Consider the following 24,920-nt stretch of genomic DNA (forward strand, 5'->3'; position numbering starts at 1 on the left):
ATCCTCCCAGACGGGTTGCCGGGGCTCGCGGGCGTAGCGTGGCGCCCATGAAACCTGGTGACACCGTCGAGGACTTCGAACTTCCCGATCAGACGGGGACGCCGCGCAAGCTCAGCGAGTTGCTCTCCGGCGGACCGGTGGTGCTGTTCTTCTACCCCGCCGCGATGACGCCCGGCTGCACCAAGGAAGCCTGTCATTTCCGCGACCTGGCCGCGGAATTCGCCGCCGTGGGCGCCAACCGGGTCGGCATCAGCGCCGATCCCGTGCAGAAGCAGGCCAAGTTCGCCGAGCTGCAGAAGTTCGATTACCCGCTGCTGTCGGACACCGAGGGCACCGTCGCCGCGCAGTTCGGCGTCAAGCGTGGCCTGCTCGCCAAGCTGCTGCCGGTCAAGCGCACCACCTTCGTCATCGACACCGATCGCACCGTGCTCAACGTCATTTCCAGCGAGTTCAGCATGGACACCCACGCCGATAAGGCGCTGGAGACCCTGCACGGCCGGTCAGCGCCTACGGGCTGATCGCCAGGAACACGTAGGCGGCGAGCAGCACCAGGTGCAACTCGCCCTGCAGCCGGGTGGCCCGCCCGGGGACGACCGTCAGCATGCTGATCACGACGGTCAGCGCCAGCAGCACCAGCTGAATGGGGCCCAGGCCGAGCACCAGCGGTCCCCTGAGCCAGATGGACGCCAGGGCGATCGCCGGGATGGTGAGTCCGATGCTGGCCATCGCCGAGCCGTACGCCAGGTTGAGGCTGGTCTGGATGCGGCCCTGCCGCGCGGTGCGCGCGGCCGCCAGGGTCTCCGGCAGCAGCACCAGCGTGGCGATCACCACGCCGACGAATGACTGCGGGAACCCGACCGCGGTCACCGCGCGCTCGACGGCCGGCGATTCCTCCTCGGCCAGTCCGACGACCGCGACGAGGGCGACCAGCAGCAGCCCGAGGCTGCCGAGCGCGGCGCCGCGGCTCGGCGGCTCGGCGTGGCTTTCATCCTCGAACAGCCGCTTCTTCTGGCCTTTCTGCGCGACCGGCAGGAAGAAGTCGCGGTGGCGCACCGTCTGCGTGAATACGAAGACCAGATAGACCAGCAATGACGCGACCGCCGCGAACGTCAGTTGGCCCCGGGAGAACTCCCGGCCCACTTGGCTGGTGGTGAACGCGGGCAGCACCAGGCTCAGCGTCGCCAGCGTGGTGACGGTGGCCAGCGCGGCGCCGCTGCCCTCGGCATTGAACAGCGTCACGCCGTAGCGCCGCGAGCCGAGCAGCAGCGACAGCCCTGCGATGCCGTTGGTGGTGATCATCGCCGCCGCGAACACGGTGTCCCTGGCCAGGGTCGCGGCCTCGTTGCCGCCGGATGCCATAAGCGAGACGATGAGCGCCACCTCGATCACCGTCACCGCGGCCGCGAGCACCAGCGAGCCGAATGGCTCACCGACCCGGGCCGCGACCACCTCCGCGTGGTGCACCGCGGCCAGCACGGCTCCGATGAGCAACGCCGCGGCCAACGCGACCAATGCCGGGCCCAGCTTCTCGCCCCAGATCACGGCCAGCACGGCGACGGCGAGCAGCGGCACGACCGCGGTCCACGACACCCGTCTCAACATCGCCCGCCATTCTCATCCACGGCTCGCGATCGGGCGACTTCGGCCTCGGTCCTGGTTTTCTCGGCCCGCACGACGGCGATGCCGCGACGTCCTTGAGCCGAAAGTCCTCGGACGTCCGCGACCAAAGTCCCTACGTTTGGCCGGCGGCGTTTCGTACGGTCCCAACATTCGCCTCGGCTTTACACGGGCTCGGCCGGAGGGAAGTCAGGACAGGCATATGTCCGGACGCTGAACTCTCAGCGCGGCCGGAGCAAAGGGGGAAGCAGTGTCAGCTACCCGAACCACCGCAGAAAGCGGCACCAACGGTCCGATTCGAAACCATCTCCGCAGTGTGCAGACCCGGGATCGCGACGCCTGGGTTTCCAAAGCGCTCTGTCGCACCGGCGACCCGGATGAATTGTTCGTTCGCGGCGCCGCCCAGAGAAGGGCCGCGACGATCTGCCGGCACTGTCCGGTGGTCCTGGAGTGCGGCGCCGACGCGCTGCAAAACCGGGTCGAGTGGGGAGTCTGGGGCGGCATGACGGAACGCCAGCGACGCGCGCTGCTCAGGCAGCACTCCGACGTGGTGTCATGGGTCGACTTCCTGGCCGCCGCCCGGCGGCAGCGTCGCACCGCGATTTAGCGCCGGGGCGCTCGCTCGGACCGCAGCAGCCTACGACTCTGGTGCCAGCAGCAGGTCGGCGTCGAAGCAGCTGTGGTCGCCGGTGTGGCAGGCGGCGCCCACCTGGTCGACCGTCAGCAGCACGGTGTCGCCGTCGCAATCCAGGCGCACCGAGTGCACGTGTTGGGTGTGGCCGGACGTCGCGCCCTTGACCCACTGCTCGCCGCGGGACCGCGAATAATAGGTCGCCTCACGGGTTGCCAGGGTGCGGGCCAGCGCCGCGTCGTCCATCCAGGCGACCATCAGCACGTCGCCGGTGCCACGCTCCTGCACGACGGCGGTGAACAGGCCGTCGGCGTTGCGCTTCAGCCGCGCGGCAATCTGCGGGTCGAGCGTCATCGGACCGTGATCCCCTCCGCGGCCATGGCGGCCTTCACCTGGCCGATGGTCAGCTCCCGGAAGTGAAACACGCTGGCCGCCAACACCGCATCGGCGCCGGCGGCGACCGCGGGCGCGAAGTGTTCGGCCGCGCCGGCACCACCGCTGGCGATCACCGGCACCGTGACCGCCGAGCGCACCGCTTGCAGCATCGGCAGGTCGAACCCGGCCTTGGTGCCGTCGGCGTCCATCGAGTTCAGCAGGATCTCCCCCACGCCCAGATCGGCGCCGCGGGAAGCCCATTCGACGGCATCGATTCCCGTCCCACGCCGTCCGCCGTGGGTGGTGACCTCCCAACCGGACGGTGTGGGCACCGACTCCGGGGGGACCGTGCGGGCGTCGACCGACAGCACGATGCATTGCGAGCCGAACTGCCGCGCCATTTCTTCCAGCAGGTCGGGGCGGGCGATCGCGGCCGTGTTGATCGAAACCTTGTCGGCGCCCGCGCGCAGCAAGACGTCGACGTCGGCCACCGTGCGAACCCCGCCACCGACGGTCAGCGGAATGAAAACCTGCTCGGCCGTGCGGCGCACCACGTCCAGCATGGTGGCCCGGCCCGACGACGAGGCGGTGACGTCGAGAAAGGTGAGCTCGTCGGCGCCCTCGGCGTCGTAGGCGGCCGCGAGCTCGACGGGATCGCCCGCGTCGCGGAGGTTTTCGAAGTTGACCCCCTTGACGACCCGTCCGGCGTCGACGTCCAGGCACGGAATCACCCGCACCGCAAGGCCATTAGCGGAGGACATCTCAGAAGTCCTCCGGTCGGCCCGTTTTGCGCAGGATCTCGAGTATCTCGGCGTGTGCGCGGGGGCCCGCGGCCAGTGCGGAATCCGACGCGGGGCTCCACGGCTGCCCGTGGGTGTCGGTCACGACACCGCCCGCCGCCCGCACCAGCGCGACGCCGGCGGCGTGGTCCCACACATGACCGCCGAAACTGATCGAGCCACCGAGGACCCCGTCGGCGACGTAGGCCAGGTCGAGCCCGGTGGACCCGTGCATCCGCAACCGCGACGAGACCCGACTCAGATTCTCCAGCACCGCGATCCGGTAGCGCCCCGGGAACCGGCCCCGCGCGTCGGCGCTGAACGAGCCGGCGCCGATCAGGGCGTCGGCCAGGTCGATGTCGGCCAGGGGCGGTTGCGCGACACCGTTTTTCATCAGTGGGCCGTCCACCACAGCGGTGTAGCGCTGGTCGACGAAGGGCAGCCAGGTCAGCCCGGCCACCGGGTCGCCGTGATGCAGCAGGCCCAGCAGGATCCCCGCCATCGGCGAGCCCGCCGCGTAGTTGAACGTGCCGTCGACGGGGTCGAGCACCCACACCCACTCCGAGTCGACTTCGGCACCGCCGAACTCCTCACCGTGCACACCGATGCCGGTCGCCTCTTCCAGCGCGCCGACCACCTGCCGCTCGATCGCGAGGTCGACGTCGGTGGCGAAGTCGTTGCCCTTCTTCTGGACCGCCGAATCGGCGCGATGGCCGGCGAGGAACGGCTCGGTGGCGTCGTCCAGAATCGCCGAGGCCTTCTCCACCAATGCGTCCAGATCCGCCACGGCCCTACCCCGCAACCGCGGCCAGCGCCTGTGGCAGGGTGAACCGCCCGGCGTAGAGGGCTTTGCCCACGATGGCGCCCTCGACCCCGCGGTCGGTGAGAGTGGCGATCGCGCGCAGGTCGTCCAGGCTCGACACGCCACCGGAGGCGATCACCGGGGCGTCGGTGCGCTCGGCGACGGCGGCCAGCAGGTCGAGGTTGGGGCCGCCCAGCGTGCCGTCCTTGGTGACGTCGGTGACGACGAACCGCGAACACCCTTCTCCGTCAAGGCGTTCCAGCACTTCCCACAGGTCGCCGCCGTCGGTTTCCCAGCCGCGTCCGCGCAGTCGGTGCTGCCCCGCCGGCCTGGTTTTGTCGATCTGGACGTCCAGTCCCACGGCCACCTTGTCGCCGTGTTCGCTGATCGCGCGGGCACACCACTGGGGGTTCTCCAAGGCCGCCGTACCCAGGTTGACCCGGGCGCAGCCGGTGGCCAGCGCCGCGGCCAGCGAGCCGTCGTCACGGATCCCCCCGGACAGCTCGACCTGCACGTCGAGCTTGCCGACCACCTCGGCCAGCAGTTCGCGGTTCGAGCCGCGCCCGAACGCCGCGTCCAGGTCGACCAGGTGGATCCATTCCGCCCCGTCGCGCTGCCAGTTCAGCGCCGCGTCCAGTGCCGAGCCGTATTCGGTTTCGCTACCCGCCTTGCCCTGGACCAGCCGCACGGCACGGCCGTCGACCACGTCGACCGCGGGCAACAAGATCAACACATTCCCTCCCAAGCCGCTCGTCACAGTGCCTCAATCCAGTTGCGCAGCACGGCCGCGCCCGCATCCCCGCTCTTTTCGGGGTGAAACTGGGTGGCCGACAGCGCACCCTGCTCGACGGCGGCCAGAAAGGGCACCCGGTGGGTGGCCCAGGTGAGCACGGCCTCGGGCGGACCCTCCCAGCGCTGCGCGGCATAGGAGTGCACGAAATAGAAGCGGGTATCGGAGTCCAGCCCCTTGAACAGGGTGGTGCCTCCCCCGGCGTCGACGACGTTCCAGCCCATGTGCGGGATCACCGGAGCATCCAGCCGGGTGACCTCTCCCGGCCACTGGCCGCAACCCGTTGTCTGCACACCGAATTCGACGCCGCTGGCGAACAGGATCTGCATGCCCACGCAGACGCCCAGCACCGGGTGCCCGGCGGCGACCCGGTCGGCGATGATGCGGTCCCCCTTGACTCTGCGCAGGCCCGTCATGCAGGCCTCGAAGGCCCCGACGCCGGGCACCACCAGCCCGTCGGCGGCGGCCGCCGCGGCGGCGTCGGCGGTCACCTCGACCGATGCACCCGCCCGCTCGAGCGCGCGCTGGGCCGACCGTAGGTTGCCCGAGCCGTAATCCAGGACGACAACGGATGGTTTTGTCACAGAACACCTTTGGTGGACGGCACGTCCGACACCCGGGGATCGGGCTCGACGGCCTGACGCAACGCTCGCGCCACCGCCTTGTACTGCGCCTCGGTGACGTGGTGCGGGTCGCGCCCGTACAGGACGCGCACGTGCAGCGCGATGCGGGCGTTCATGGCCAGCGACTCGAACACGTGCCGGTTGATCACGGTGTGGTAGGGCACCGAGCTGCCGGCAATGGTGGTGTGCCGCAGGTGATCCGGCTCCCCGGTGTGCACGCAGTAGGGCCGGCCGGACACGTCGACGACGGCGTGGGCCAGCGTCTCGTCCATCGGGATGAAAGCGTCGCCGAACCGGCGGATGCCCCGCTTGTCGCCCAGGGCCTGGCCGAGCGCCTGCCCCAGCACTATGGCGGTGTCCTCGATGGTGTGGTGGCCCTCGATCTCGACGTCGCCCTTGGTGCGGACGTTCAGGTCGAAGCTGGCGTGGGTGCCCAGCGCCGTCAGCATGTGGTCGTAGAACGGCACGCCGGTGTCGACGTGGACCTGCCCGGTGCCGTCGAGGTCGAGCTCGATGACGATGTCGGATTCCTTGGTGCGACGCTCGATACGCGCGCGCCGGGTCGCAATAGTGGTCACGGGGCTCCTACTGGGGTGGCTGGGGCCAGTTCGGTGGCGGCGATTTGGGCGCTGGCCCGCAGGAACGCGTCGTTCTCCTGGGCCAGTCCGGTCGTGGCCCGCAGGTAGCCGGCAATCCCGACGTCGCGGATCAAGACGCCGGCGTCCAAGTAGCGCTGCCACGCGGCCGGAGCGTCGGCGAACTGTCCGAACAGCACGAAGTTCGCATCGCTGGGGATCACGCGAAAACCCATGCCGGTCAGGGCGGTTGTGACCCGTTCCCGTTCGGCGATCAGCGCCGCAACGCTACTCAGGGTGTCCTCGGCGTGTCGCAGCGCGGCCCGGGCCGCGGCCTGCGTGATCGACGACAGGTGATACGGCAGCCGGACCAGCAGCATCGCGTCGATCACCGCGGGCGTGGCGATCAGGTAGCCGAGCCGCCCGCCGGCGAAGGCGAACGCCTTGCTCATTGTGCGGGTGACGATGAGCTTGGTCGGATACTCCCGCACCAGCCCGACGGCACTCGGCTCGGAGGAGAACTCGCCGTAGGCCTCGTCCACGATCAAGATTCCCGGCACCGCGTCGAGCAGCCGCCGCAGAGCCGGCAGCGAAACGCTCTGCCCGGACGGGTTGTTCGGGCTGGCGATAAAGACCACATCGGGTTGATGTTCGGCGACGGCGGCGACCGCCCTGTCCACGTCGAGGTTGAAGTCGTCGGCGCGGACACCCTCCAGCCATTCCGTGCGCGTGGCGCCGGCGATGATCGGGTGCATCGAGTAGGACGGGGCGAACCCGATCGCGGTGCGCCCGGGCCCACCGAATGCCTGCAGCAGCTGTTGCAGGATCTCGTTGGATCCGTTTGCGGCCCAAATGTTTTCCAGCCCGAGCTGCACGCCGGTCTGCGCCGTGAGGTAGCCGGCGAGATCGCGGCGCAGGTCCACCGCGTCGCGATCGGGATAGCGGTGCAGGTCGGCGGCCGCCTCGGCCACCGACCGCACCACATCGTCCACCAGCGCCCGGCTGGGCGGGTGCGGGTTCTCGTTGGTGTTCAGCCGCATCGGGACGGCCAGTTGCGGTGCGCCGTAAGGTGATTTGCCGCGCAGGTCCTCGCGCAGGGGCAGGTCGTCCAGCGTGGGGTGTTCGGTCATCGCTCGAACCTCCGCCGGATCGCCTCGCCGTGCGCCGGCAGGTCTTCGGCCGTGGCCAGCGTGACCACGTGTCCCGAGACGTCCTTGAGGGCGGCCTCGGTGTAGTCGACGACGTGGATGCCGCGCAGGAAGGTCTGCACCGACAGGCCGCTGGAATGGCGCGCCGAGCCCGCCGTGGGCAGCACGTGATTGGATCCGGCGCAGTAGTCGCCGAGGCTCACCGGCGAGTACGGGCCGACGAAAATGGCTCCGGCCGAACGTATTCGGCCGGCGACCTCCGGCGCGTCGGCGGTCTGGATCTCCAGGTGCTCGGCGGCGTAGGCGTTGACCACCTGGATGCCGGCGTCGAGATCGTCGACCAGGATGATCGCCGACTGGCGGCCGCCGAGCGCCGCGGTCACCCGGTCGCGATGCACCGTGGTCCGTAGCTGGGCGGCCACCTCGGCTTCGGTCGCGGTGGCCAGGCCCTCGCTAGCGGTGACCAGAACGCTGCCCGCCATCTCGTCGTGTTCGGCCTGGCTGATCAGGTCGGCGGCCACATGCGCCGGGTCGGCGGTGTGGTCGGCGAGGATGGCGATCTCGGTGGGCCCGGCCTCGGCGTCGATGCCGACGCGCGAGCGGCACAGCCGCTTCGCGGCGGTGACGTAGATGTTGCCGGGCCCGGTGATCAGGTCGACCGGCGCCAGCTCGGAGCCGTCCGTGTCGGTGCCGCCGTGGGCCAGCAGCGCCACCGCCTGCGCGCCGCCGACCGCCCACACCTCGTCGACCCCGAGCAGCCGGGCGGCGGCCAGGATCGTCGGATGGGGCAGGCCGTCAAAGCGGGCCTGCGGCGGGCTGGCCACCACCAGCGAGTCGACGCCGGCGGCCTGCGCGGGCACCACGTTCATCACCACGCTGGACGGGTACACCGCGTTGCCGCCGGGCACGTACAGGCCCACCCGCTCGACCGGCACCCACCGCTCGGTGACCGTCGCGCCCGGGCCGAGCGTGGTGGTGACGTCGGCGCGCCGCTGGTCGGCGTGCACTTTGCGGGTGCGTTCGATCATCATCCGCAGGGCGTCCACAACGTCGGGTTCCAGGCCGGCCAGCGCCGCCTCCAGAGCCTCCTCGGGCACCCGGACGGCCGCGGGCCGCACGCCGTCGAACGACGCCCCGAACTCCAGCGCCGCCTCGGCGCCGCGCTCGGCCACGGCCTGCACGATCGGCCGCACCTTGGGCAGCACGCTCTCCACGTCGGCGCCGCCGCGCGGGAGCGCGGTCCGCAATCGGGCAGCCGTCAGCTCGACGCCCCGCAGGTCTATGCGGGCCATCACGGGTGCTGAAGCGGTAGTCATTGCCTCCATTGTCCCAGAGCAACTCAAGTCGATATCCGCCCGGTACAGTGCCCTTGAAAAGCCGGGTTAGGCCCACAAAAGTCAGGGAGTTGTCATGTCCGCGAAGGATCACCCCAATAACGCCCCGGGCGTCCCGATGGTGTTCCCGCCCTGGTTCGAGCGCTTCCAGATCAAGTATTTCAACCCGGCGGTCAAGCCGATCGCCCGCTTTCTGCCCGGCACGGCGACCATCAAGCACCGCGGCCGCACCTCCGGCACGCCGTACGAGACGATCATCACCCCCTACCGCAAGGGAAACGTGCTGGCGATCGCGCTGGGCCACGGCAAGACGAACTGGGCCAAGAACGTCCTGGCGGCCGGCGAGGCCGACGTGCAGTTCAGCCGCAACCGCGTGGTGCACATCACCAACCCGCGGATTCTGCCGGCCGGCACCGAGGGTCCCGACGCCGAACGCCTGCCGCGGATGGCCCGCATGCAGCTGCGGCGAATCGGCGTGTTCGTCGGCGACATCGCCTAAAGGCCCGGGCGCCTCTCGCGCGTGCGCTCACGGCGGCGACGCGCCGTTTGGGCGCGCACTCGCCGCCCGGAACGCACACTCCGGCGGACTACGCCCTGGTGAAGACCGTCTTACCGGTCATCGTCGGCCAGGCCGAGGGGGCGTCCTCCCACGCGACGACGCGGTCGACGGCCGGCGACACGTCCAGGCCGCCCGCGAGCAGCTCGAGTACCCGCGGGATGACCGTGCGCGCGCTGACGCGTCCGGTGATGAACCGCACGCCGCGCGAGTACATCGGCAGCAACGGCATCTCGACCCGATATTCGGGGTAGATCCCGGTGTCGGTGCACACGCCGTCCGGCCAGGTGGCACGCAGCGTCGCCGCTAGCAACGCGGGATCGCTGGTGGTGTGCACGGTGACCGGGTAAGGGCCCCAAGACTTGTCGGGTTTGGCGACGTCGTGGACCGCCGCGCCGAGCTTCTCGGCTGCGGCCAGCCGCTGCGGGTCGGTGTCGACGTAATCGACGTGGGCGCCCAGCGCCGCGGCGATCGCGGCCGAGTAGAGGCCGATCGACAGCCGCCCGAGCACCAGGACGCGGCGATCGACGGGATCGAGCGCGTCCAGTTCCGCACTGAACGGCCCGACGGTGCGCCAGCCGTCGGGGATGTTGTCCGACAGCGAGGCCACAGCGACTGGGTCGGCGGCGTCGGGAAAAGGGACGAGCATCGCGTCGGCGTACGGGACCAGCACCAGGTCCGACATGAAGCCGCCGCCGTCCAGGCCGGCGATCGGAGCCATCCCGTAGGCCGCCATCAGCGGCACCGCGCCGCACGAGCCGGTCACGCCGCGGCGGCATTCGCGGCAGTCCCCGCAGTTGATCTGAAATGGCACCACGACCCGGTCGCCGACCCGGGCGCCCCTGACGTCGTCGCCGACGGCGACGACCTCGGCCAATCCTTCGTGGCCCACCGCGTACCCCGGCGGCAGCGGCAGCCGCCCGTTGCACACCGCGACGTCGAGATCGCAACACGCCACCGCCAGCGGCCGCACGAGCGCCTGCCCGGGCTCGGTGAGCTGCGGCTCGGGCACCTCGCGCCACGCGTATCGCCCGGCTTCTTCGTAGGTCAGCTGCCTCATCTCTGCATTCTTGAGTGATCACTCAAGTAAAGTCAAGAGCGTGCCGAGACCCGACCGCAGCCGCCCCGCATTGATCGATACGGCAGCCACGCTGTTTCGCCGCCAGGGCTACGCGGCGACCGGCCTGAACCAGATCCTCGACGAGGCCGGCGTCAAGCCCGGTTCGCTGTATCACCACTTTCCGCAGGGCAAGCAACAACTGGCCGCGGCGGTCGTCGAGACCGAAGGCGCCGGCATCGAGCAACTGCTGCGCCGCTTCCTGGCGACGGGCCGGCCGGCGGCCGACATCGTCGACCGCTGGATCGACCTGCTGGCGGCGGGGCTGGCCGGCGACCGGCGCGACGGCTGCCCGATCGAGCCGATCGCCACCGAGTCGGTGCACGCGAGCCCGCTGGTGCGCGAGGCGTCGGCCCGCGCCTTCGGTGGCTGGTGTGCGGCCCTCGAGGAGCGGCTGCGCTCCGACGGCTGGCCCGCAGCCGAGGCCAAAGACGTTGCGCTGGCGGTGATCTCGTTGATCGAGGGGGCGCTGATCCTGTCCCGGATCTCCGGGAACGCGGGCGCGCTGGACGCCGCCAAGCCCGCCGCACGCACGCTGCTGCGCGGCTGAGGGCCCTACATGTCCAGGCCGATGTCGAGCGCGCGCACGGAATGCGTCAGCGCGCCGACGGCCAGGTAATCGACCCCGGTGGCGGCGTAGGTGGCGGCGTTCTCCAAGCTGAGCCCGCCGGACGACTCGAGCAGCACCGCCGGCGCGCGCGCCTCGCGCCGCTGCACGGCCATCTGCGTCTGCCACACCGGGAAGTTGTCCAGCAGCACCAGTTCCGGCTTTTCGCCCAGCACCTCGTCGAGCTGCTCGAGGGAGTCCACCTCCACCTCGCACGGTAGATCCGGCGCCGCGTCGCGCACCGCCCGCAGCGCGTCGACCACCGAGCCCGCGGCCACCACGTGGTTGTCCTTGATCAGCGCCGCATCGCCGAGCCCCATCCGGTGGTTGACGCCGCCGCCGACCCGCACCGCGTACTTCTGCAGCGCGCGCAGCCCGGGCAGGGTTTTGCGGGTGTCGCGGACCTTGGCCTTGGTGCCGTCCACGGCCTCGACCCAGGCCGCCGTTGTGGTGGCGATGCCCGAAAGGTGACAGACCAGGTTAAGCATGGTCCGCTCTGCGGTCAGCAGGCCGCGGGCGTCCGCGCGCACGGTCAGGGCCGGCTCGCCCGGTTGCAGCCGGGCGCCGTCCTCGACGCTGTGCACCACTTCGTAGCCCCCGGCGAGGACCGCGTCGAGGACCAGCAGCGCGACCTCGACGCCGGCGATCACGCCCGGCTCCCGGGGCACCATCGACGCCGTCGCCATCGCACCGGCGGGCACCGTCGCGAGGGTGGTGATGTCGGGGCCGTAGCGCAGGTCCTCTTCCAGACCGCGCCGGATGATGTCCTGAGCGGCGCTTCGTTCGTCGGGCAGCATCATCAGCCCACTGCCTCCAGCGCCTCCACCAGCACCGAGTTCTGGTCCTCGGCCAGCCGCAGCATGCTGCTGCGCGCCTGTTCCGGTGCGGGGTCCGGGTATTCGGCGCGATGGTGGCAGCCCCGGCTCTCGTTGCGGGCCAGGGCGGCGGCCGTCACCGCGCGGGCGGCGACGGCCAGCGCGACATCCTCGAAGTCGCGGCGGCCGGAGATGGGGCGCACCCGCGCCCCCGACAGCGTGTCGGACAAACGATGCAGCCCGGCGGCGTCGCGCACCACCGAGGCGTCGCGGCTCATCGCGGCCTGCAATGCGCCGCGCTCCGGGGCGGTGTGGGCGATGGGCTCGGGCTCGACAGCCCTGACGCGCCCGGCCGCCATCGCGTGCGCGGCCGCGGCTTTCCCGGCGCGGCCACCGACCACCAGGCCCTCCAGCAGGCTGTTGGACGCCAGCCGGTTGGCACCGTGCAGTCCGGTGCGCGCCACCTCGCCGGCGGCGAACAGGCCGGGCAATTCAGTCTGGCCGTGCACATCGGTGACGACGCCGCCGCAGCTGTAGTGCGCCCCCGGCACGACCGGGATGGGTTCGCGGACGGGGTCGATGCCGGCTGCGCGGCACGCGGCGGTCACGGTAGGGAACCGGGCCGCGAAACCGTCGATGCCGCGCGCGTCGAGGAAAACGCATGGGTCGCCGGTGGCCTTCAGCCGGGTGTCGATGGCCGCGGCGACGACGTCACGCGGCGCCAGGTCTCCCATCGGGTGCACACCGGCCGTCACCGAATTACCTTGCCGATCAAGGAGTATCGCGCCCTCACCGCGGATGGCCTCGGTGACCAGCGGGCGCCGCCCGCCGCTCCCGCCGAACAGCATCGTCGGGTGGAACTGGATGAACTCCAGGTCGCTGACCGCGACGCCGGCCCACAGTGCCAGCGCGATTCCGTCACCGGTGGAGCCCTCCGGATTGGTGGTCGCGCCGTAGAGGTGCCCGAGACCTCCGGAGGCCAGGATCACCGCGGGCGCGTTGATGATTCCGTAGCCGTCCACGCTGCCCAGCAGGACCCCGGTGACGGCGGCATCGTTGTGCAGCACCCGCAGGGCCACGTGGCCGGCGCGGATGTCCAGCCTGGCCGCGGCGTGGTCGAGCGCCCGCTGCACCTCGGCTCCGGTGGCGTCGCCGCCGGCGTGCACGATCCGCCGCCGCGAGTGCCCGCCCTCGCGCGTCACGTCCCAGCGGCCCGGGTATGCCTCGTCGAATCGCGCTCCGGCACCGACCAATTCGGACACCGCCCGGTACCCGTCGGCGACGATGGAATACACCGCGTCGGGGTCGCAGAGGCCGGCGCCGGCCGTCAAGGTGTCAGCGACGTGGGCCTCCACCGAGTCATCGTTGTCGGGCAAGACCACCGCGATGCCGCCCTGCGCGTAGTGGGTCGCGGTCCCCCCCTTCGCCTGGTCGGCCTTGCTGAGCACGACGACGCTGCGGCCGGCGCGATGGGCGGCCAGCGCCGCGGCCAATCCCGCGACACCGGTACCGATGACGACGACGTCGGCGCTGTGGGTCCAGGCGGGGCGGACGGTCATTCGCCGCCGCCCGGCTGACCGATTTCGATCATTCGCTGCACGCTGCGGCGGCCCGCCGCCGCGATCTCCGGGTCGACATCGACTTCGTCGGCCCCGTCCACCAGGCAGCGCAGCAGGGCCGCGGGCGTGATCATCTTCATGTACTTGCAGGACGCCCGGTCGTTGACCGGGCGGAAGTCGACCTGCGGGGCGGCCCGGCGCAGCTGATGCAACATGCCGACCTCGGTGGCGACCAGCACCTTGCGGGCCCGGGTCTGGTGCGCGGCGTCGAGCATGCCGCCGGTGGACAGGATCTTCACCCGATCCGCCGGGAAGGCGCCCTCGCCGGCGAGGTACAACGCCGAAGTGGCACAACCGCATTCGGGATGGACATAGAGGTCGGCGTCGGGGTTCGCCCGCGCCTGCTCGGACAGCTCGTCGCCGTTGATCCCGGCGTGCACGTGGCATTCGCCGGCCCACACGTGCATGTTCGTGCGGCCGGTCACCCGGCGCACGTGGGCGCCGAGAAACTGGTCCGGGCAGAACAGCACCTCGCGGTCGGGGTCGATGGACTCGACCACGTCGACCGCGTTGGACGACGTGCAGCAGATGTCGGTGAGCGCCTTCACGGCGGCGGTGGTGTTGACGTAGGAGACGACGACGGCGCCGGGGTGCTCGTCACGCCAGGCGCGCAGCTCGTCGGGGGTGATGGAGTCGGCCAGTGAGCAGCCGGCCCGCTGGTCCGGGATTAGGACCGTCTTGTCGGGGCTGAGGATCTTGGCGGTCTCGGCCATGAAGTGCACCCCGCAGAACACGATGGTGTCCTCGGGCGCCTCGGCGGCGATCCGCGACAGCGCCAGTGAGTCTCCGACGTGGTCGGCGACGTCCTGAATCGCGGGCAGCTGGTAGTTGTGCGCGAGCACGGTGGCGCCGCGCAGCTTCGCCAGTCGGCGAATCTCGGCGGCCCACTGCTCGTTGCCTTCCACACCGGCGTAACCGGCCGGTGAATCCGTGACGTCGGCCATCATGTCTTCGGCGAGCGTGTCCATGCGATTTATAACCGTCACGGCGGCTCCTTTCAGCCCAGGAGGTTTTCGACTTATAATCGAAAACATGGTCCATGGTAACACCGCCCACGAAGTGCTCGCGGTCGTATTCCAGGTTCGCCATGTCACCGAGCAGGTTACGAAGGGCCGGCCGACGGAAAAACCGCAGCTTAACGTGCTGTTATGGCAGCGTGCCAAGGATCCGCAGCGGGGCGCCTGGTCGCTGCCGGGAGGACAGCTGCGCAACGACGAGGACATGACCACCTCGGTGCTGCGACAGCTGGCCGAAAAGGTGGACCTCAAAGAGCTCGCGCACCTGGAACAGCTGGCGGTGTTCTCCGACCCCGACCGGGTGCCGGGTGCCCGGGTGATCGCGTCGACGTTCCTGGGGTTGGTGCCCTCCCCCGCCACCCCCGAGCTGCCGCCGGACACCCGCTGGCATCCGGTGAGCTGCCTGCCGCCGATGGCCTTCGACCACGGCCCGATGGTGACCCACGCGCACACCCGGCTGATCGCCAAGCTGTCCTACACCAACCTCGGGTTCGCCTTGGCCCCAAAGGAATTCGCGCTTTCTACGCTCCGCGACATCTACGGCGCCGCGCTCGGCTACCAAGTCGATGCGACGAACCTGCAACGCGTGCTGGTCCGCCGCGGCGTGATCAGCCAGACCGGCACCATCGCGCAGTCGGGCCGCAGCGGCGGGCGGCCGGCGGCCCTGTACCACTTCACCGACTCCCGACTGCGGATCACCGACGAATTCGCCGCCTTACGGCCCCCCGGCTAGGCTTGTGAAAAGCGTCTTCGGGTGACGCGATCGCAAATCGATGCCAGTGGCGCGTCCGACTCTGCACGCCCCGGCAACAAGTCGCTCACAGTGCGGCGATTACGTTTTGGTTACCTGCCGTTCGTGCGCGACAATGCCGGATGGCCTAGAAGGGAGCCTCAATGGCTGAGCTCGGCAATCTGGCAGGCACGCATGGCGCGGAGTGGATCGCCCGGCCGCCGCACGAGGAACTGCAGCGCAAGGTACGCCCGCTGCTGCCCTCGGACGATCCGTTCTACCAGCCGCCACTGGGCTTCCAACACGCCGAACCCGGGACGGTGCTGCGTTCGCGCGACGTCGAACTGGCGTTTTTGGGTTTGATCCCGCAGCCGGTCAAGGCCATTCAGCTGCTCTACCGGACGATGGACATGAACGGGGAGCCGGAGGCGGCGGCGACCACCGTGATCGTCCCGGCCGAGCTCGCGCCGGAACGTCCGTGCCCGCTGCTGTCCTACCAGTGCGCGATCGACGCCGTGTCGTCCCGTTGCTTCCCGTCCTACGCGCTGCGGCGCCGGGCGAAGGCCCTCGGATCGATCGGTCAGTTCGAACTCTTCCTGATCGCCGCCGCCGTCGCCGAGGGCTGGGCCGTCTCCGTGCCGGACCACGAGGGGCTCCAGGGCCTGTGGGGTGCGCCGTACGAGCCCGGCTATCGCGTCTTGGACGGCCTCCGGGCCGCTCTGGGTTCGGAACGCCTCAGGCTTTCCCCGGAGGCGCCGATCGGGCTGTGGGGGTACTCCGGCGGCGGGCTGGCCAGCGCCTGGGCCGCCGAGGTATGCGCCGACTACGCGCCCGAACTGGACATCGTCGGGGCGGTACTGGGGTCACCGGTCGGGGATCTCGGCAACACCTTCCGCAGGCTCAACGGCAGTTTCCTTTCGGGCCTGCCCGCGCTGGTGGTGGCCGCGCTGGCCCACATCTATCCCGAGCTGGACAGGGTGATCAAGGAGCACAGCAACGAAGAGGGGCGCGCCCTCCTCGAGTCGCTCGAGAAGATGACCACCGTGGAGGCGGTCGTCCGGATGGCGGGCAAAAACATGGGCGACTACCTCGACGAGCCGCTGGAGAGCATCCTGTCCACGCCCGAGGTGATGCACGTCTTCGAGAACATCAAGCTGGGCGTGGCCGTGCCGACGCCACCGGTGTTGATCGTGCAGGCCGTCCACGACTACCTCATCGACGTGAAAGACATCGACGTGCTCGCCGACGCCTATTCGGCCGGCGGCGCCCAGGTGACCTACCACCGGGACGCGTTCAACGAACACATGCTGCTACACCCGCTGTCGGCGCCGATGACGCTGCGCTGGCTCACCGACCGGTTCGACCGCCGCCCGCTGACCGAGCACCTCATCCGGACCACCTGGCCGACGATGTTCCATCCGATGACCTATGTCGGGATGGCCCGGCTGGCCAAGATCGCCGCCAAGGTCATCTTCGGCCGGAGCATTCACCGCCGTCCGCTATGAGACGGCCGCTTCGGCGGCACCCCCTGCTCCCACCGGGAGCGCATCGGAAGGCCGGCCGCCCGGCGGACGGGCGCCCAGGTCGTCGCGGGCGTCGGCGGCCGCCAGCACCGCATACACCAGCGCGGCGATAGCGGCGGGCCACAGCAGGGTCAGCGCGACCTGCAGCGGGTTTTGGGCGAAGAACACCGGGGGCGCCTGGACGACGTACGCCACCGACGGGCTTTTGGACAGCGGCACCGCGTCGAAGTTCAATGCGCCGTAGCTGATCCGGACCAGCGCGGCCCCGGTGGCCGTCGCGGCCGCGGCAGCGGTCAACAGGCCGGTGGACAGCGCGACGACCATCCCCGGCCCGCGGTGCTCGCGCCACTGCCACCCGAGCACGGGCGCCACGACGGCCAGCACGGTCAGCAGCCCCAGCATCAGGCACGGCGCGTCGAAGAAGTGCTCGGACTCGGTGCCGAGATAGTCGTGGACCCGTTCACCCGCCCGCGTGAGCGCCACCACGGCATGGATCGGCGGGGCGATCCACGCCCACAGCCCACCGACCAGCACACCGGCCGCCGCGGACCCCAGCCCGGCGATGGCGATGGCGCGCACCGGCGGCTTACGCGGGGCGATTGCGGCCGGCGGCGTGTCCCGTCCTTCCATGGGCGTCACGGGCTCGGTCATCGCTGGGTCTCCAGCTCGACGGAGTCGACCTGACCGTGCCGCGAGCATTGCGCCCGCCAGCCGTCGGGTCGGACCTGCACGATCATCCGGCGTCCGCATTCCGCACAGAACCGGGGCGGCTCGAGGCCCAACTGTGCCGCTGTCGGCACCACGGTGCCGCCCAATTCCCCGGTGTAGACGTTGTAGACGCCGGCGCTGACCGGAGCGCCCAGATCCCGAACCACAGTCGCCAAGTTTCCTACAGGGTGGCGTTGAGCGCCTTGATAGGCATCTGTAGGTCGTCGAGCAGTTCCAGGTCGGCCTCGGCCGGGCGGCCGAGGGTAGTCAGATAGTTCCCGACGATCACCGCGTTGATGCCGCCCAGGATGCCCTGCTTGGCGCCCAGGTCGCCCAGGGTGATCTCGCGGCCCCCGGCGAACCGCAGCATCGCGCGCGGCAAGGCCAGGCGGAAGGCGGCCACCGACTTCAGCGCCTCGGCCACCGGCAGCACCTCCAGGTCACCGAACGGCGTGCCGGGACGCGGGTTGAGGAAGTTCAACGGCACCTCGTCGGGCCCGAGCTCGGCCAGTTCGGCGGCGAACTCCGCGCGCTGCTCGAGCGTCTCGCCCATGCCCAGGATGCCGCCGCAGCACACCTCCATGCCGGCATCGCGCACCATCGACAGGGTCTGCCAGCGCTCTTCCCAGGTGTGGGTGGTCACCACGTTGGTGAAGAACGAGCGGGCGGTCTCCAGGTTGTGGTTGTAGCGGTGCACACCCATCGCCGACAACTGCTCGACCTGCTCGGTGGTCAGCATCCCCAGCGAGCAGGCGATGTTGATCTCGACCTCATTGCGGATCGCCTCGATGCCGGCCGCGACCTGGGCCATCAACCGCTCATCGGGCCCACGGACGGCGGCCACGATGCAGAACTCGGTGGCACCCGACTTTGCGGTTTGCTTGGCGGCCTCGACCAGGCTGGGAATGTCCAGCCGGGCGCTGCGCACCGGCGAGGCGAACAACCCCGATTGCGAGCAGAAATGACAATCCTCCGGGCAACCGCCGGTCTTCAGGCTGATGATGCCCTCGACCTCGACCTCGGGCCCGCACCAGCGCATCCGGACCTCGTGGGCCAGCGCCAGCAGGTCGTCGAGCCGGTCGTCGGGCAGTTGCAGCACCCGCAGCACCTGCTCGCGACTCAGTCCCTCGCCGCGCTCGAGTACCTGTTCGCGGGCGACCGCCAGGATGTCTGCGTCGTTGGCGCCGGTGGCCGGTCGAGTTGCCGCTTGAGTCACCCGTACTCCCCTGCATCATCGGTGGCCGCGCACGCGGCCCCCCTGCCCACGGTGGTGGCAGCTTGAATAAAAGTGTTCAAAGTAGGGTAACGGCCGCAGAACATGCCGTCCGCCGGGGTATCTCACCAGAATGACCGATCCGCACGTCGCGTACGTGGCTCACCACATGATCCTGCTGGCGATCCCGGCCTTCTTGCCGGCGATCATCGTCGTCGGGGCGATCCTCTACGTCGCGCTCAAGGACCGCCGCTCCCCCGGCGACCAGGAGGAGGCCGGGCAGCGCAACGACGAAATCGGTGATTGACCGGCCGCCGATTTGGGCATTCCGCTTCCTGCGAGCTGGATCACAGCCCGCCAGGCGGTCGGGCGCTGTTGGGAGGGTTTGACGATGAAATCGGCGGAACTCACTTTCGTTGCCGAGGCACCGGCGCGCGGCGCCGGCCTGAACCAGGTGATCGGGCTGTCGGTCGCGGCGGTAGTGATCGCCGCGGTCATGCTCTGGGTCGGTTATGCCCACCGCACCCATCGGATCGAGTGGTTGACCCGGGTCGCCGACAAGCTGGGCGAGAAGTTCCACCGGCCCAATTGGGTGGCGCTTCCGGTCCTCATCTTCACGACGTTCATCATCTGCGCGCTGTTCGGATTCATCTGGGACGTCAGCTGGCACATCGGCAACGGGCGCGACCCCGGCCCCTTGGCCAACCCCGCGCACTACTTCATCATCATCGGGCTGTTCGGAATCTTCGTCGCCGGCATGGTCTCGGTGGTGCTGCCGTTCGACAAGCCGGGCCCCGCGTCGGTGCGGATCACCCGCAACTGGCACGCGCCCGTCGGCGGCCTGCTGATGGCGGGCTGCGGGATGTACGCGATGATCGGGTTCCCGCTCGACGACATCTGGCACCGCATCTTTGGGCAAGACGTAACCCTCTGGGGCCCAACACATTTGATGATGATCGGCGGTGCGTGTTTCTCGCTGTTCTCGGTGCTGATGCTGGAGCGTGAAGGTGAGGCGCACGACGGCGACGAGGTAACCCACGGCGCCTTCATCACCTTCCTGCGTTACCTGTCCTTCGGCGGGCTGTTCATCGGCCTGTCCGTCTACCAGATCGAGTTCGACTTCGGGGTTCCGCAGTTCCGGCTGGTGTTTCAGCCGATGCTGATTGCCGCGGCGTCCGCGCTGGCGGCTGTCGCCGCCCGCATGACGATGGGACGCGGTGCCGCGATCATCGCGGCGCTGTTCGCCATCGCGCTGCGCGGTGCGGTTGCGGTGCTGGTCGGCCCTATCCTGGGCGCTCCGATCAACTGGTTCCCGCTGTACCTGGGTCCCGCGCTGGTCGTCGAGCTGGTGGCGCTGACCCCGTTGATCAAGCGTCCGGTGGCCTTCGGCGCCGTCTCCGGCCTCGCGGTCGCCACGGTGGGGCTGTGGCTGGAATCGCTGTGGATCGGGGCCGTGTACCACTACCCGTGGCCGACCAGCATGTGGGGCGAGGCGCTGGCGATGTCGGTGCCCGTCGCGGCGCTGACCGGGGTTTGCGGCGCGCTGTTCGGCCTGGTCCTCACCGGCCGGCGCCTGCCAAGCCGCGGGGTCGGCATCTCGGTGGTGGCGGCGGCGGTGGTGGTGATCGGCATCGCGGTGGCCAACGGCCTGCACATCCTCGTGCCGGGACAGAACACCGCCACGGTGACGTTGACGGATCTCCCCAGCCCCGCGGGGCAACGCATGGTGTCGGCCGACGTGATGATCTCCCCGACGACCATGGTCAGTGACCACCCGGACTGGCTGACGATCCTGTCCTGGCAGGGGCGGATGCAGAACGACCGTGGCCTGATGATCGACAAGCTCGCCAAGGTCGGGCCGGGGCACTACCGGTCCACCCAGCCGGTCCCGGTGTGGGGAGACTGGAAGACGCTGTTGCGGGTGCAGGACGGCCGCACGATGACGGCCGTGCCGATCTACGAGCCGGCCGACGACGCCATCCCGGCGCCCGAGGTCCCCGCGCTCGCGACCAGCACGCGGCCGTTCGTCCTGGAGGTCACCATCCTGCAGCGCGAACGCGACCAGAGCGCGCCCGCCTGGTTGTTCACCGCCGGGGGGATCGTCGTGCTGTTCCTGACGCTGATGGTGATCAGCGCCTTGACCTGGGGCGCCGGCCGGATCAACAACTACGACACCCTGCCCAAGCGGCCGAAGGAAGAGAAGCACACCGTGCCGGGCACCCCCCAGGCGGCGTGATCGATGACGATCCGTAGCACCCTGAGCGCGGCGTGGGTGGCGGCGCTGGCGTGGGCGTTGATCGCTTGCGGCGGTTCGCATAACCAGTCGCAGCCCGCCGGCGCGGGCCCGACGATCGATGTCACCATCGCCAAGGGGCAGGTGACTCCCACCAATGCCGCCCTGCAGGCCAAGGTGCACCAGCCGATCACGGTGAAGGTGACCAGTGACGCCGCCGACGAGCTGCACGTGCACTCGACGCCCGACCACAAGTTCCAGGTGGCGGCCGCGCCAAACCAGACGTTCCAGTTCAGCGCCGACGTGCCCGGCAACGTCGAGGTGGAGTTGCACCACCTGGACCGCACGATTGCGACCGTCCAAGTCCAACCGTGACCGGCGGCGGCGCGACCGTGGTGCTCGCGCACGGGCTCGGCGGATCCGGCGACCTTCCGGTGCCGTACATGTACGCGATGGTCGGCGCGGCGTGGGCCCTGACGTTCACCTTCGCGCTGGTCGCCTTCGCCTGGCGGCGGCCGCGGTTCGATCCGCTCAAGCCCGGCCGCCCACTGCCCGCGGCGGTGACCGCGCTGGTTGACGCCCCGGCGACGCGGTGGACGGCCGCCGGGCTGGCGCTGGTGTTCGCCGCGTGGGCGGTGGCGGCCGGGGTGTGGGGCCCGCAGTCGGAGACCAATGCCCTGCTGGGCGTGTTTTACGTGCTGCTGTGGGTCGGGTTGGTGGCGGTGTCACTGGCGATTGGGCCCGTTTGGCGGGTCATCTCCCCGATGCGGACGGTCTACCTGTTGCTGCGACGGGCCACACCCGAGCGCCTGCACCGACCGCGGCGGCCCTATCCCGAACGGTGGGGCTACCGGCCGGCCGCGCTGGGCCTGTTCGCGTTCGTCTGGATAGAGCTGGCCAGCCCGAACCCGGCGTCGCTGCCCTGGGTGCGCGCGTGGCTGGGTGGGTATGCCGTGGCCATGCTGGCGGGCGCCTGGCTGTGCGGCCAGCGCTGGCTGGCCCGCGCCGACCCGTTCGGCGTGTACAGCATGGCGGTGTCTCGCCTGTCCCCGTTTCGCCGCAACCCGCAGAGCGGGAAGATCGTCATCGGGAATCCGCTCGACCATTTGCCGTCGCTGCCGGTGCGGCCCGGGGTGGTCGTGCTACTCGCGGTGTTGCTCGGGTCCACGGCGTTCGACAGTTTCTCGTCGTCCCCGACGTGGCGCGGCTTCGCCGACGGGCTGTCTCACGACGTCGGCCTGCCGCCGACGCTGGCGTCGTCGCTGCTGCGCACCCTCGGGCTGGTGGTGTTCATTTCTGTTGTGGCGGTTACCTTTTCGCTCGCCGCGCGCGCGACGGGCGGCGTGGACCGAGAGCAGCGGGGCGCCCTGCCCGGCCAGATGGCGCATTCCCTGATCCCGATCGTGGTGGGCTACATCTTCGCCCACTACCTGACCTACCTCGTCGAGCGCGGACAGCAGGCCATGCTGGCGCTGGCCGACCCGTTCGGCCGCGGCTGGAATTTGCTGGGCTTGGCGCACCAGCAGGTGGCCTACGTGTTGTCCGCCCACCCGCCGGTGCTGGCCGGGATCAAGGTGGCCTGCGTGGTCACCGGCCACATCGTCGCGGTGATCGCGGCCCACGACAAGGCCCTGCGGCTGCTGCCGAGCGGCCATCAGCTCACCGGCCAGCTGACCATGATGCTGGTCATGGTCGGCTACACCTTCACCGGCCTGTACCTGCTGTTCGGCGGCTAGCCGATCAGGTAGTCGACCTTCTTCTCGCCGTTCCAGTGCCGCAAACCGGCGAAGCTCCCCTCGACGAGGGTGGGCCGCCCCGCGATCCGCAGCGCCCGGCCCAGCGCCGGTCCGCCGACGCGCCGGGCCAGCGTGACGTGCGGCGTCCACTGGCCGGGCAGGCTGGTGGGGGCCGGCGCGGGGGCCAGGTGCTCGCCGCACCGCCGGTGCACCTCCGCGTGGAAATCCAGCAGCTCCGCCGTCGGGACGATGAGCCGGGCCAGGATCGCGTTGGACCGCCCGAGCAGCAACGACGCGCCGACGGCGCAGCCCAGCGGCAGCCGGTCGGTCAGCGGCCGGAGCGCGGCGTCGGCCTCCTCGGCGATGCGGTCGGCCACCGCGAGCGTGACGTGCGGCCGCCCGGCCGGCGCCTGACTGGGAATCCCGGCGCCGGCCAGCGCGTCCCAAAGCCCGCGGATCGTCGCCTCGGTGTCGCCGTCGAAGAGCAGCTCGATGGAATGCACCATCAGCCGACCAGCGCGGTGACCCAGTCGCGGTCGAACGCCGCGGCGCTCATGGCCGCGAACCGCGCGGCGTCCATCGATCCGGCCCCCGCCGGCAGCGCGGCCCGCACCTGACCCAGCCGGTCCAGGGCGGAGCGATTCGAAGTCTCGACCGGCCCGGGGCGCGCCGGCCAGCTGCCGATGACCAGCCCTGCGCACGGGACATCATGGGCGGCAAGCGATTCCAGCGTCAGCGCGGTGTGGTTGAGGGTGCCCAATTCCGCGGTCACCGCGACCAGCGCCGCGGCACCCGTCTCGACGGCCAGATCGCGCAGGGTGACGCCCGCGGCGGCGAGCTCGACGAGCAGCCCGCCGGCCCCTTCGACCAGCGTAAGCCGGCCCGGGCGGTCCAGGCCGGCGATGAGCCGCAGCACGTGGTCGCCGGTGGGCAGCGCGGCGCCGGCCAGCTCGGCGGCGGCGGCCGGTGCCAGCGGTTGCGGGTAGCGGGCCAGCCCGGCCAACTCGGTCACGCCGGACAACCGGGCGACCTCGGCAAGGTCGTCGTCGCCGGTGTCGGTGCCGGTCTGGACCGGTTTGCATACCGCCACGTCGATGCCTGCCTGACGCGCGTGACAGGCCAGCGCGGCGGTGACGATGGTCTTGCCGACCCCGGTTCCCGTCCCCGTGACGACCAGGACGGTCAACGGCGCGTCACAGCAAGCACGTCCGTGAGCACCCGCCGGGCGATCTCGAGTTCGGCGGAATCCAGCGACGCGCGCGCGGTCAGCCGCAGCCGGGAGGTCCCGGCCGGCACGGTCGGGGGCCGGAAGCAGCCCACCTTCACGCCGGCGTCCAGGCAGGCGGTCGCGGCGGCCAGGGCCACCTCCGGGTTCCCCAGGACCACCGACACCACCGCCGACTGCGGGATCTCGGGCACGTCGCACACCTCGGCCAGGATCCGGGCGTGCCGCAACACCGCCTCGGGTCGCCACGGTTCGGCCCGCAGCACGCTCAGCGCGGCCCGCGCGGCGCCGACCGCCGCAGGCGCCAGGCCAGTGTCGAAGATGAACGTGCGTGCCGCGTCGATCAGGTGGGCCCGCACGGCCGCGGGCCCGAGCACCACTCCGCCCTGACTGCCCAGCGCCTTGGACAGCGTCGTGGTGAGCACCACGTCGGGGGCGCCCGCCAGCCCGAGCTCGTGCAGCAGCCCGCGCCCTCCCCCGCGCACGCCCAGGCCGTGGGCCTCGTCGACGATCAGCAGCGCGCGGTGCCGGCGACAGACCTCGTGCAGCTCCCGCAGCGGCGCCAAGGCGCCGTCGGCGCTGAACACCGACTCGGTGATGACGACGGCGCGCCCCTCGTCGCGTGCGGCGAGGGCGGTCTCCACGGCATCGATGTCGCGATGCGGCGTGACCACCACCCGGGACCGCGACAGCCGGCAGGCGTCGACCAGCGAGGCGTGCGAAAGCGCGTCGGACACCAGCAACGCGCCCCGGCCCGACAGGCCGACGACCGCGCCCAGGTTGGCCGCGTATCCCGACGAGAACAGCAATCCCGATGCGGCGCCGACGTATTCGGCGAGCTCGGACTCGAATTGCTGGTGCAGTTCGGTGTCGCCGGTGACCAAGCGGGAACCGGTGGAGCCGGCGCCCCACATGCGCAGCGCCGCGACGCCGCCCTCGATCACGTCGGGGTGCTGGGACAGCCCGAGGTAGTCGTTGGACGCCAAGTCCAGCTCGGTGGCGACGGCGGGCCGCGGCCGCAACGACCGGCGCAGCCCGGCCTCGCGACGCTCACTTTCCACCGCGTCGAGCCAGGCCAGCGGGGAAGTATCGATCGGTGCCCTCATCGGGGATCAGCCTAGTGGCGATCGTCAGCGCGGCGAAGCCGG

The 24,920-nt window shown here is 70.5% G+C and carries 29 protein-coding genes; 10 read left to right on the forward strand and 19 right to left on the reverse strand.

Features of this window, described 5'->3' with window-relative positions:
* Positions 1-47: 47 nt before the first annotated feature.
* Positions 48-518 (forward strand): peroxiredoxin, encoded by a 471-nt coding sequence (locus tag A5756_RS13995; RefSeq protein WP_066953192.1) that lies wholly within the window; start codon positions 48-50, stop codon positions 516-518.
* Here A5756_RS13995 and A5756_RS14000 read toward each other — a convergent pair.
* Entirely contained in the window at positions 508-1,602 is a 1,095-nt protein-coding gene (locus tag A5756_RS14000) for a calcium:proton antiporter (RefSeq protein WP_066953195.1), read from the reverse strand. The genes A5756_RS13995 and A5756_RS14000 overlap by 11 nt on opposite strands.
* 265 nt (positions 1,603-1,867) lie before the next feature.
* Between A5756_RS14000 and A5756_RS14005 the strand changes: the two genes are divergently transcribed.
* Positions 1,868-2,224, forward strand: a complete 357-nt coding sequence (locus tag A5756_RS14005; RefSeq protein ID WP_082960034.1) for a WhiB family transcriptional regulator — start codon at positions 1,868-1,870, stop codon at positions 2,222-2,224.
* Between the two features lie 30 nt (positions 2,225-2,254).
* On the opposite strand, the gene hisI is transcribed toward A5756_RS14005, so the two are convergent.
* Genes hisI through hisD form a run of 8 tightly spaced genes read right to left on the reverse strand, consistent with a single transcriptional unit; the run spans position 2,255 to position 8,635 of the window.
* Positions 2,255-2,602 (reverse strand): phosphoribosyl-AMP cyclohydrolase, encoded by a 348-nt coding sequence (gene hisI / locus A5756_RS14010; protein WP_066953197.1) that lies wholly within the window; start codon positions 2,600-2,602, stop codon positions 2,255-2,257.
* Positions 2,599-3,384 (reverse strand): imidazole glycerol phosphate synthase subunit HisF, encoded by a 786-nt coding sequence (gene hisF, locus A5756_RS14015; RefSeq protein ID WP_066953198.1) that lies wholly within the window; start codon positions 3,382-3,384, stop codon positions 2,599-2,601. The genes hisI and hisF overlap by 4 nt, the downstream gene beginning before the upstream one ends.
* A gap of 1 nt (position 3,385) precedes the next feature.
* Positions 3,386-4,189 (reverse strand): inositol monophosphatase, encoded by an 804-nt coding sequence (locus A5756_RS14020; protein ID WP_066953200.1) that lies wholly within the window; start codon positions 4,187-4,189, stop codon positions 3,386-3,388.
* 4 nt (positions 4,190-4,193) lie between these two features.
* The gene (gene priA / locus A5756_RS14025) at positions 4,194-4,937 is read right to left on the reverse strand and encodes a bifunctional 1-(5-phosphoribosyl)-5-((5-phosphoribosylamino)methylideneamino)imidazole-4-carboxamide isomerase/phosphoribosylanthranilate isomerase PriA (protein WP_066953202.1); all 744 of its coding nucleotides are present in this window, start codon (positions 4,935-4,937) and stop codon (positions 4,194-4,196) included.
* Between the two features lie 20 nt (positions 4,938-4,957).
* A complete protein-coding gene (hisH, locus tag A5756_RS14030) occupies positions 4,958-5,578 on the reverse strand; it encodes an imidazole glycerol phosphate synthase subunit HisH (protein ID WP_066953204.1) in 621 nt (206 codons plus the stop codon).
* Positions 5,575-6,195 (reverse strand): imidazoleglycerol-phosphate dehydratase HisB, encoded by a 621-nt coding sequence (gene hisB, locus A5756_RS14035; protein WP_066953206.1) that lies wholly within the window; start codon positions 6,193-6,195, stop codon positions 5,575-5,577. The genes hisH and hisB overlap by 4 nt, the downstream gene beginning before the upstream one ends.
* Complete coding sequence (locus A5756_RS14040; RefSeq protein WP_066953208.1) at positions 6,192-7,322, reverse strand: histidinol-phosphate transaminase; 1,131 nt, start codon at positions 7,320-7,322, stop codon at positions 6,192-6,194. Before A5756_RS14040 ends, hisB begins: the two co-directional genes overlap by 4 nt.
* Positions 7,319-8,635, reverse strand: coding sequence for a histidinol dehydrogenase (hisD, locus tag A5756_RS14045; RefSeq protein WP_156659521.1), 1,317 nt, complete (start codon positions 8,633-8,635; stop codon positions 7,319-7,321). Before hisD ends, A5756_RS14040 begins: the two co-directional genes overlap by 4 nt.
* Positions 8,636-8,750: 115 nt before the next feature.
* On the opposite strand from hisD, the gene A5756_RS14050 reads away from it, so the two are divergent.
* On the forward strand, positions 8,751-9,173 hold the full coding sequence (locus A5756_RS14050; protein ID WP_066953212.1) for a nitroreductase family deazaflavin-dependent oxidoreductase: 423 nt from the start codon (positions 8,751-8,753) through the stop codon (positions 9,171-9,173).
* 88 nt (positions 9,174-9,261) lie between these two features.
* Here A5756_RS14050 and A5756_RS14055 read toward each other — a convergent pair whose 3' ends face one another.
* Complete coding sequence (locus A5756_RS14055; RefSeq protein WP_066953214.1) at positions 9,262-10,290, reverse strand: zinc-binding dehydrogenase; 1,029 nt, start codon at positions 10,288-10,290, stop codon at positions 9,262-9,264.
* Positions 10,291-10,330: 40 nt separating this feature from the next.
* On the opposite strand from A5756_RS14055, the gene A5756_RS14060 reads away from it, so the two are divergent.
* Positions 10,331-10,897: a TetR/AcrR family transcriptional regulator gene (locus A5756_RS14060; protein ID WP_066953216.1), complete on the forward strand. Its 567-nt coding sequence runs from the start codon at positions 10,331-10,333 to the stop codon at positions 10,895-10,897.
* A 5-nt stretch (positions 10,898-10,902) separates the two neighbouring features.
* Here A5756_RS14060 and nadC read toward each other — a convergent pair whose 3' ends face one another.
* Genes nadC through nadA form a run of 3 tightly spaced genes read right to left on the reverse strand, consistent with a single transcriptional unit; the run spans position 10,903 to position 14,374 of the window.
* Positions 10,903-11,754, reverse strand: coding sequence for a carboxylating nicotinate-nucleotide diphosphorylase (gene nadC, locus A5756_RS14065; RefSeq protein ID WP_066953218.1), 852 nt, complete (start codon positions 11,752-11,754; stop codon positions 10,903-10,905).
* Complete coding sequence (locus A5756_RS14070) at positions 11,754-13,328, reverse strand: L-aspartate oxidase (RefSeq protein ID WP_066953220.1); 1,575 nt, start codon at positions 13,326-13,328, stop codon at positions 11,754-11,756. The genes nadC and A5756_RS14070 overlap by 1 nt, the downstream gene beginning before the upstream one ends.
* Complete coding sequence (gene nadA, locus A5756_RS14075) at positions 13,325-14,374, reverse strand: quinolinate synthase NadA (protein WP_066953221.1); 1,050 nt, start codon at positions 14,372-14,374, stop codon at positions 13,325-13,327. Before nadA ends, A5756_RS14070 begins: the two co-directional genes overlap by 4 nt.
* Positions 14,375-14,420: 46 nt before the next feature.
* On the opposite strand from nadA, the gene A5756_RS14080 reads away from it, so the two are divergent.
* Both A5756_RS14080 and A5756_RS14085 read left to right on the forward strand, forming a co-directional pair.
* On the forward strand, positions 14,421-15,137 hold the full coding sequence (locus A5756_RS14080; RefSeq protein WP_066953223.1) for an NUDIX domain-containing protein: 717 nt from the start codon (positions 14,421-14,423) through the stop codon (positions 15,135-15,137).
* 161 nt (positions 15,138-15,298) lie between these two features.
* The gene (locus tag A5756_RS14085) at positions 15,299-16,639 is read left to right on the forward strand and encodes a lipase family protein (RefSeq protein WP_066953225.1); all 1,341 of its coding nucleotides are present in this window, start codon (positions 15,299-15,301) and stop codon (positions 16,637-16,639) included.
* On the opposite strand, the gene A5756_RS14090 is transcribed toward A5756_RS14085, so the two are convergent.
* From A5756_RS14090 to bioB, 3 genes are read right to left on the reverse strand one after another with little or no spacing between them, the layout of a single operon-like run.
* Positions 16,634-17,287: a DUF2567 domain-containing protein gene (locus tag A5756_RS14090; protein WP_197505405.1), complete on the reverse strand. Its 654-nt coding sequence runs from the start codon at positions 17,285-17,287 to the stop codon at positions 16,634-16,636. The two genes, A5756_RS14085 and A5756_RS14090, sit on opposite strands and share 6 nt — an antisense overlap.
* A gap of 17 nt (positions 17,288-17,304) precedes the next feature.
* On the reverse strand, positions 17,305-17,532 hold the full coding sequence (locus tag A5756_RS14095) for a hypothetical protein (RefSeq protein WP_066953229.1): 228 nt from the start codon (positions 17,530-17,532) through the stop codon (positions 17,305-17,307).
* Between the two features lie 14 nt (positions 17,533-17,546).
* Positions 17,547-18,581 (reverse strand): biotin synthase BioB, encoded by a 1,035-nt coding sequence (bioB, locus tag A5756_RS14100; RefSeq protein ID WP_066953231.1) that lies wholly within the window; start codon positions 18,579-18,581, stop codon positions 17,547-17,549.
* 130 nt (positions 18,582-18,711) lie between these two features.
* Between bioB and A5756_RS26255 the strand changes: the two genes are divergently transcribed.
* The 4 genes from A5756_RS26255 (at position 18,712) to A5756_RS14115 (ending at position 22,547) form a co-directional block, all read left to right on the forward strand.
* A complete protein-coding gene (locus tag A5756_RS26255; protein WP_197505776.1) occupies positions 18,712-18,885 on the forward strand; it encodes a hypothetical protein in 174 nt (57 codons plus the stop codon).
* An 84-nt stretch (positions 18,886-18,969) separates the two neighbouring features.
* Positions 18,970-20,814, forward strand: coding sequence for a hypothetical protein (locus A5756_RS14105; RefSeq protein ID WP_066953233.1), 1,845 nt, complete (start codon positions 18,970-18,972; stop codon positions 20,812-20,814).
* A gap of 3 nt (positions 20,815-20,817) precedes the next feature.
* Positions 20,818-21,186: a hypothetical protein gene (locus tag A5756_RS14110; protein ID WP_066953235.1), complete on the forward strand. Its 369-nt coding sequence runs from the start codon at positions 20,818-20,820 to the stop codon at positions 21,184-21,186.
* Positions 21,183-22,547 (forward strand): hypothetical protein, encoded by a 1,365-nt coding sequence (locus A5756_RS14115; protein WP_066953237.1) that lies wholly within the window; start codon positions 21,183-21,185, stop codon positions 22,545-22,547. The genes A5756_RS14110 and A5756_RS14115 overlap by 4 nt, the downstream gene beginning before the upstream one ends.
* Here the strand turns inward: A5756_RS14115 and A5756_RS14120 are convergent.
* Genes A5756_RS14120 through A5756_RS14130 form a run of 3 tightly spaced genes read right to left on the reverse strand, consistent with a single transcriptional unit; the run spans position 22,544 to position 24,878 of the window.
* Entirely contained in the window at positions 22,544-23,053 is a 510-nt protein-coding gene (locus A5756_RS14120; protein ID WP_066953239.1) for a 2'-5' RNA ligase family protein, read from the reverse strand. The genes A5756_RS14115 and A5756_RS14120 overlap by 4 nt on opposite strands.
* Positions 23,053-23,733: a dethiobiotin synthase gene (gene bioD, locus A5756_RS14125; protein ID WP_066953241.1), complete on the reverse strand. Its 681-nt coding sequence runs from the start codon at positions 23,731-23,733 to the stop codon at positions 23,053-23,055. Before bioD ends, A5756_RS14120 begins: the two co-directional genes overlap by 1 nt.
* Entirely contained in the window at positions 23,730-24,878 is a 1,149-nt protein-coding gene (locus A5756_RS14130; protein WP_066953243.1) for an 8-amino-7-oxononanoate synthase, read from the reverse strand. The genes bioD and A5756_RS14130 overlap by 4 nt, the downstream gene beginning before the upstream one ends.
* Between the last annotated feature and the right edge of the window lie 42 nt (positions 24,879-24,920).

Source organism: Mycobacterium sp. 852002-53434_SCH5985345 (assembly GCF_001667155.1).
Classification (GTDB): domain Bacteria; phylum Actinomycetota; class Actinomycetes; order Mycobacteriales; family Mycobacteriaceae; genus Mycobacterium.

Bases quoted from the DNA above. Each gene is read 5' to 3' on its own strand.
- A5756_RS13995 (WP_066953192.1), top strand. From the start codon at position 48: ATGAAACCTGGTGACACCGTCGAGGACTTCGAACTTCCCGATCAGACG.
- A5756_RS14000 (WP_066953195.1), bottom strand. From the start codon at position 1,602: ATGTTGAGACGGGTGTCGTGGACCGCGGTCGTGCCGCTGCTCGCCGTC.
- hisI (WP_066953197.1), bottom strand. From the start codon at position 2,602: ATGACGCTCGACCCGCAGATTGCCGCGCGGCTGAAGCGCAACGCCGAC.
- hisF (WP_066953198.1), bottom strand. From the start codon at position 3,384: ATGTCCTCCGCTAATGGCCTTGCGGTGCGGGTGATTCCGTGCCTGGAC.
- A5756_RS14040 (WP_066953208.1), bottom strand. From the start codon at position 7,322: ATGACCGAACACCCCACGCTGGACGACCTGCCCCTGCGCGAGGACCTG.
- A5756_RS14050 (WP_066953212.1), top strand. From the start codon at position 8,751: ATGTCCGCGAAGGATCACCCCAATAACGCCCCGGGCGTCCCGATGGTG.
- A5756_RS14055 (WP_066953214.1), bottom strand. From the start codon at position 10,290: ATGAGGCAGCTGACCTACGAAGAAGCCGGGCGATACGCGTGGCGCGAG.
- nadC (WP_066953218.1), bottom strand. From the start codon at position 11,754: ATGATGCTGCCCGACGAACGAAGCGCCGCTCAGGACATCATCCGGCGC.
- A5756_RS14070 (WP_066953220.1), bottom strand. From the start codon at position 13,328: ATGACCGTCCGCCCCGCCTGGACCCACAGCGCCGACGTCGTCGTCATC.
- A5756_RS14080 (WP_066953223.1), top strand. From the start codon at position 14,421: ATGGTCCATGGTAACACCGCCCACGAAGTGCTCGCGGTCGTATTCCAG.
- A5756_RS14085 (WP_066953225.1), top strand. From the start codon at position 15,299: ATGGCTGAGCTCGGCAATCTGGCAGGCACGCATGGCGCGGAGTGGATC.
- A5756_RS14090 (WP_197505405.1), bottom strand. From the start codon at position 17,287: ATGGAAGGACGGGACACGCCGCCGGCCGCAATCGCCCCGCGTAAGCCG.
- A5756_RS26255 (WP_197505776.1), top strand. From the start codon at position 18,712: ATGACCGATCCGCACGTCGCGTACGTGGCTCACCACATGATCCTGCTG.
- A5756_RS14105 (WP_066953233.1), top strand. From the start codon at position 18,970: ATGAAATCGGCGGAACTCACTTTCGTTGCCGAGGCACCGGCGCGCGGC.
- A5756_RS14110 (WP_066953235.1), top strand. From the start codon at position 20,818: ATGACGATCCGTAGCACCCTGAGCGCGGCGTGGGTGGCGGCGCTGGCG.
- A5756_RS14120 (WP_066953239.1), bottom strand. From the start codon at position 23,053: ATGGTGCATTCCATCGAGCTGCTCTTCGACGGCGACACCGAGGCGACG.
- A5756_RS14130 (WP_066953243.1), bottom strand. From the start codon at position 24,878: ATGAGGGCACCGATCGATACTTCCCCGCTGGCCTGGCTCGACGCGGTG.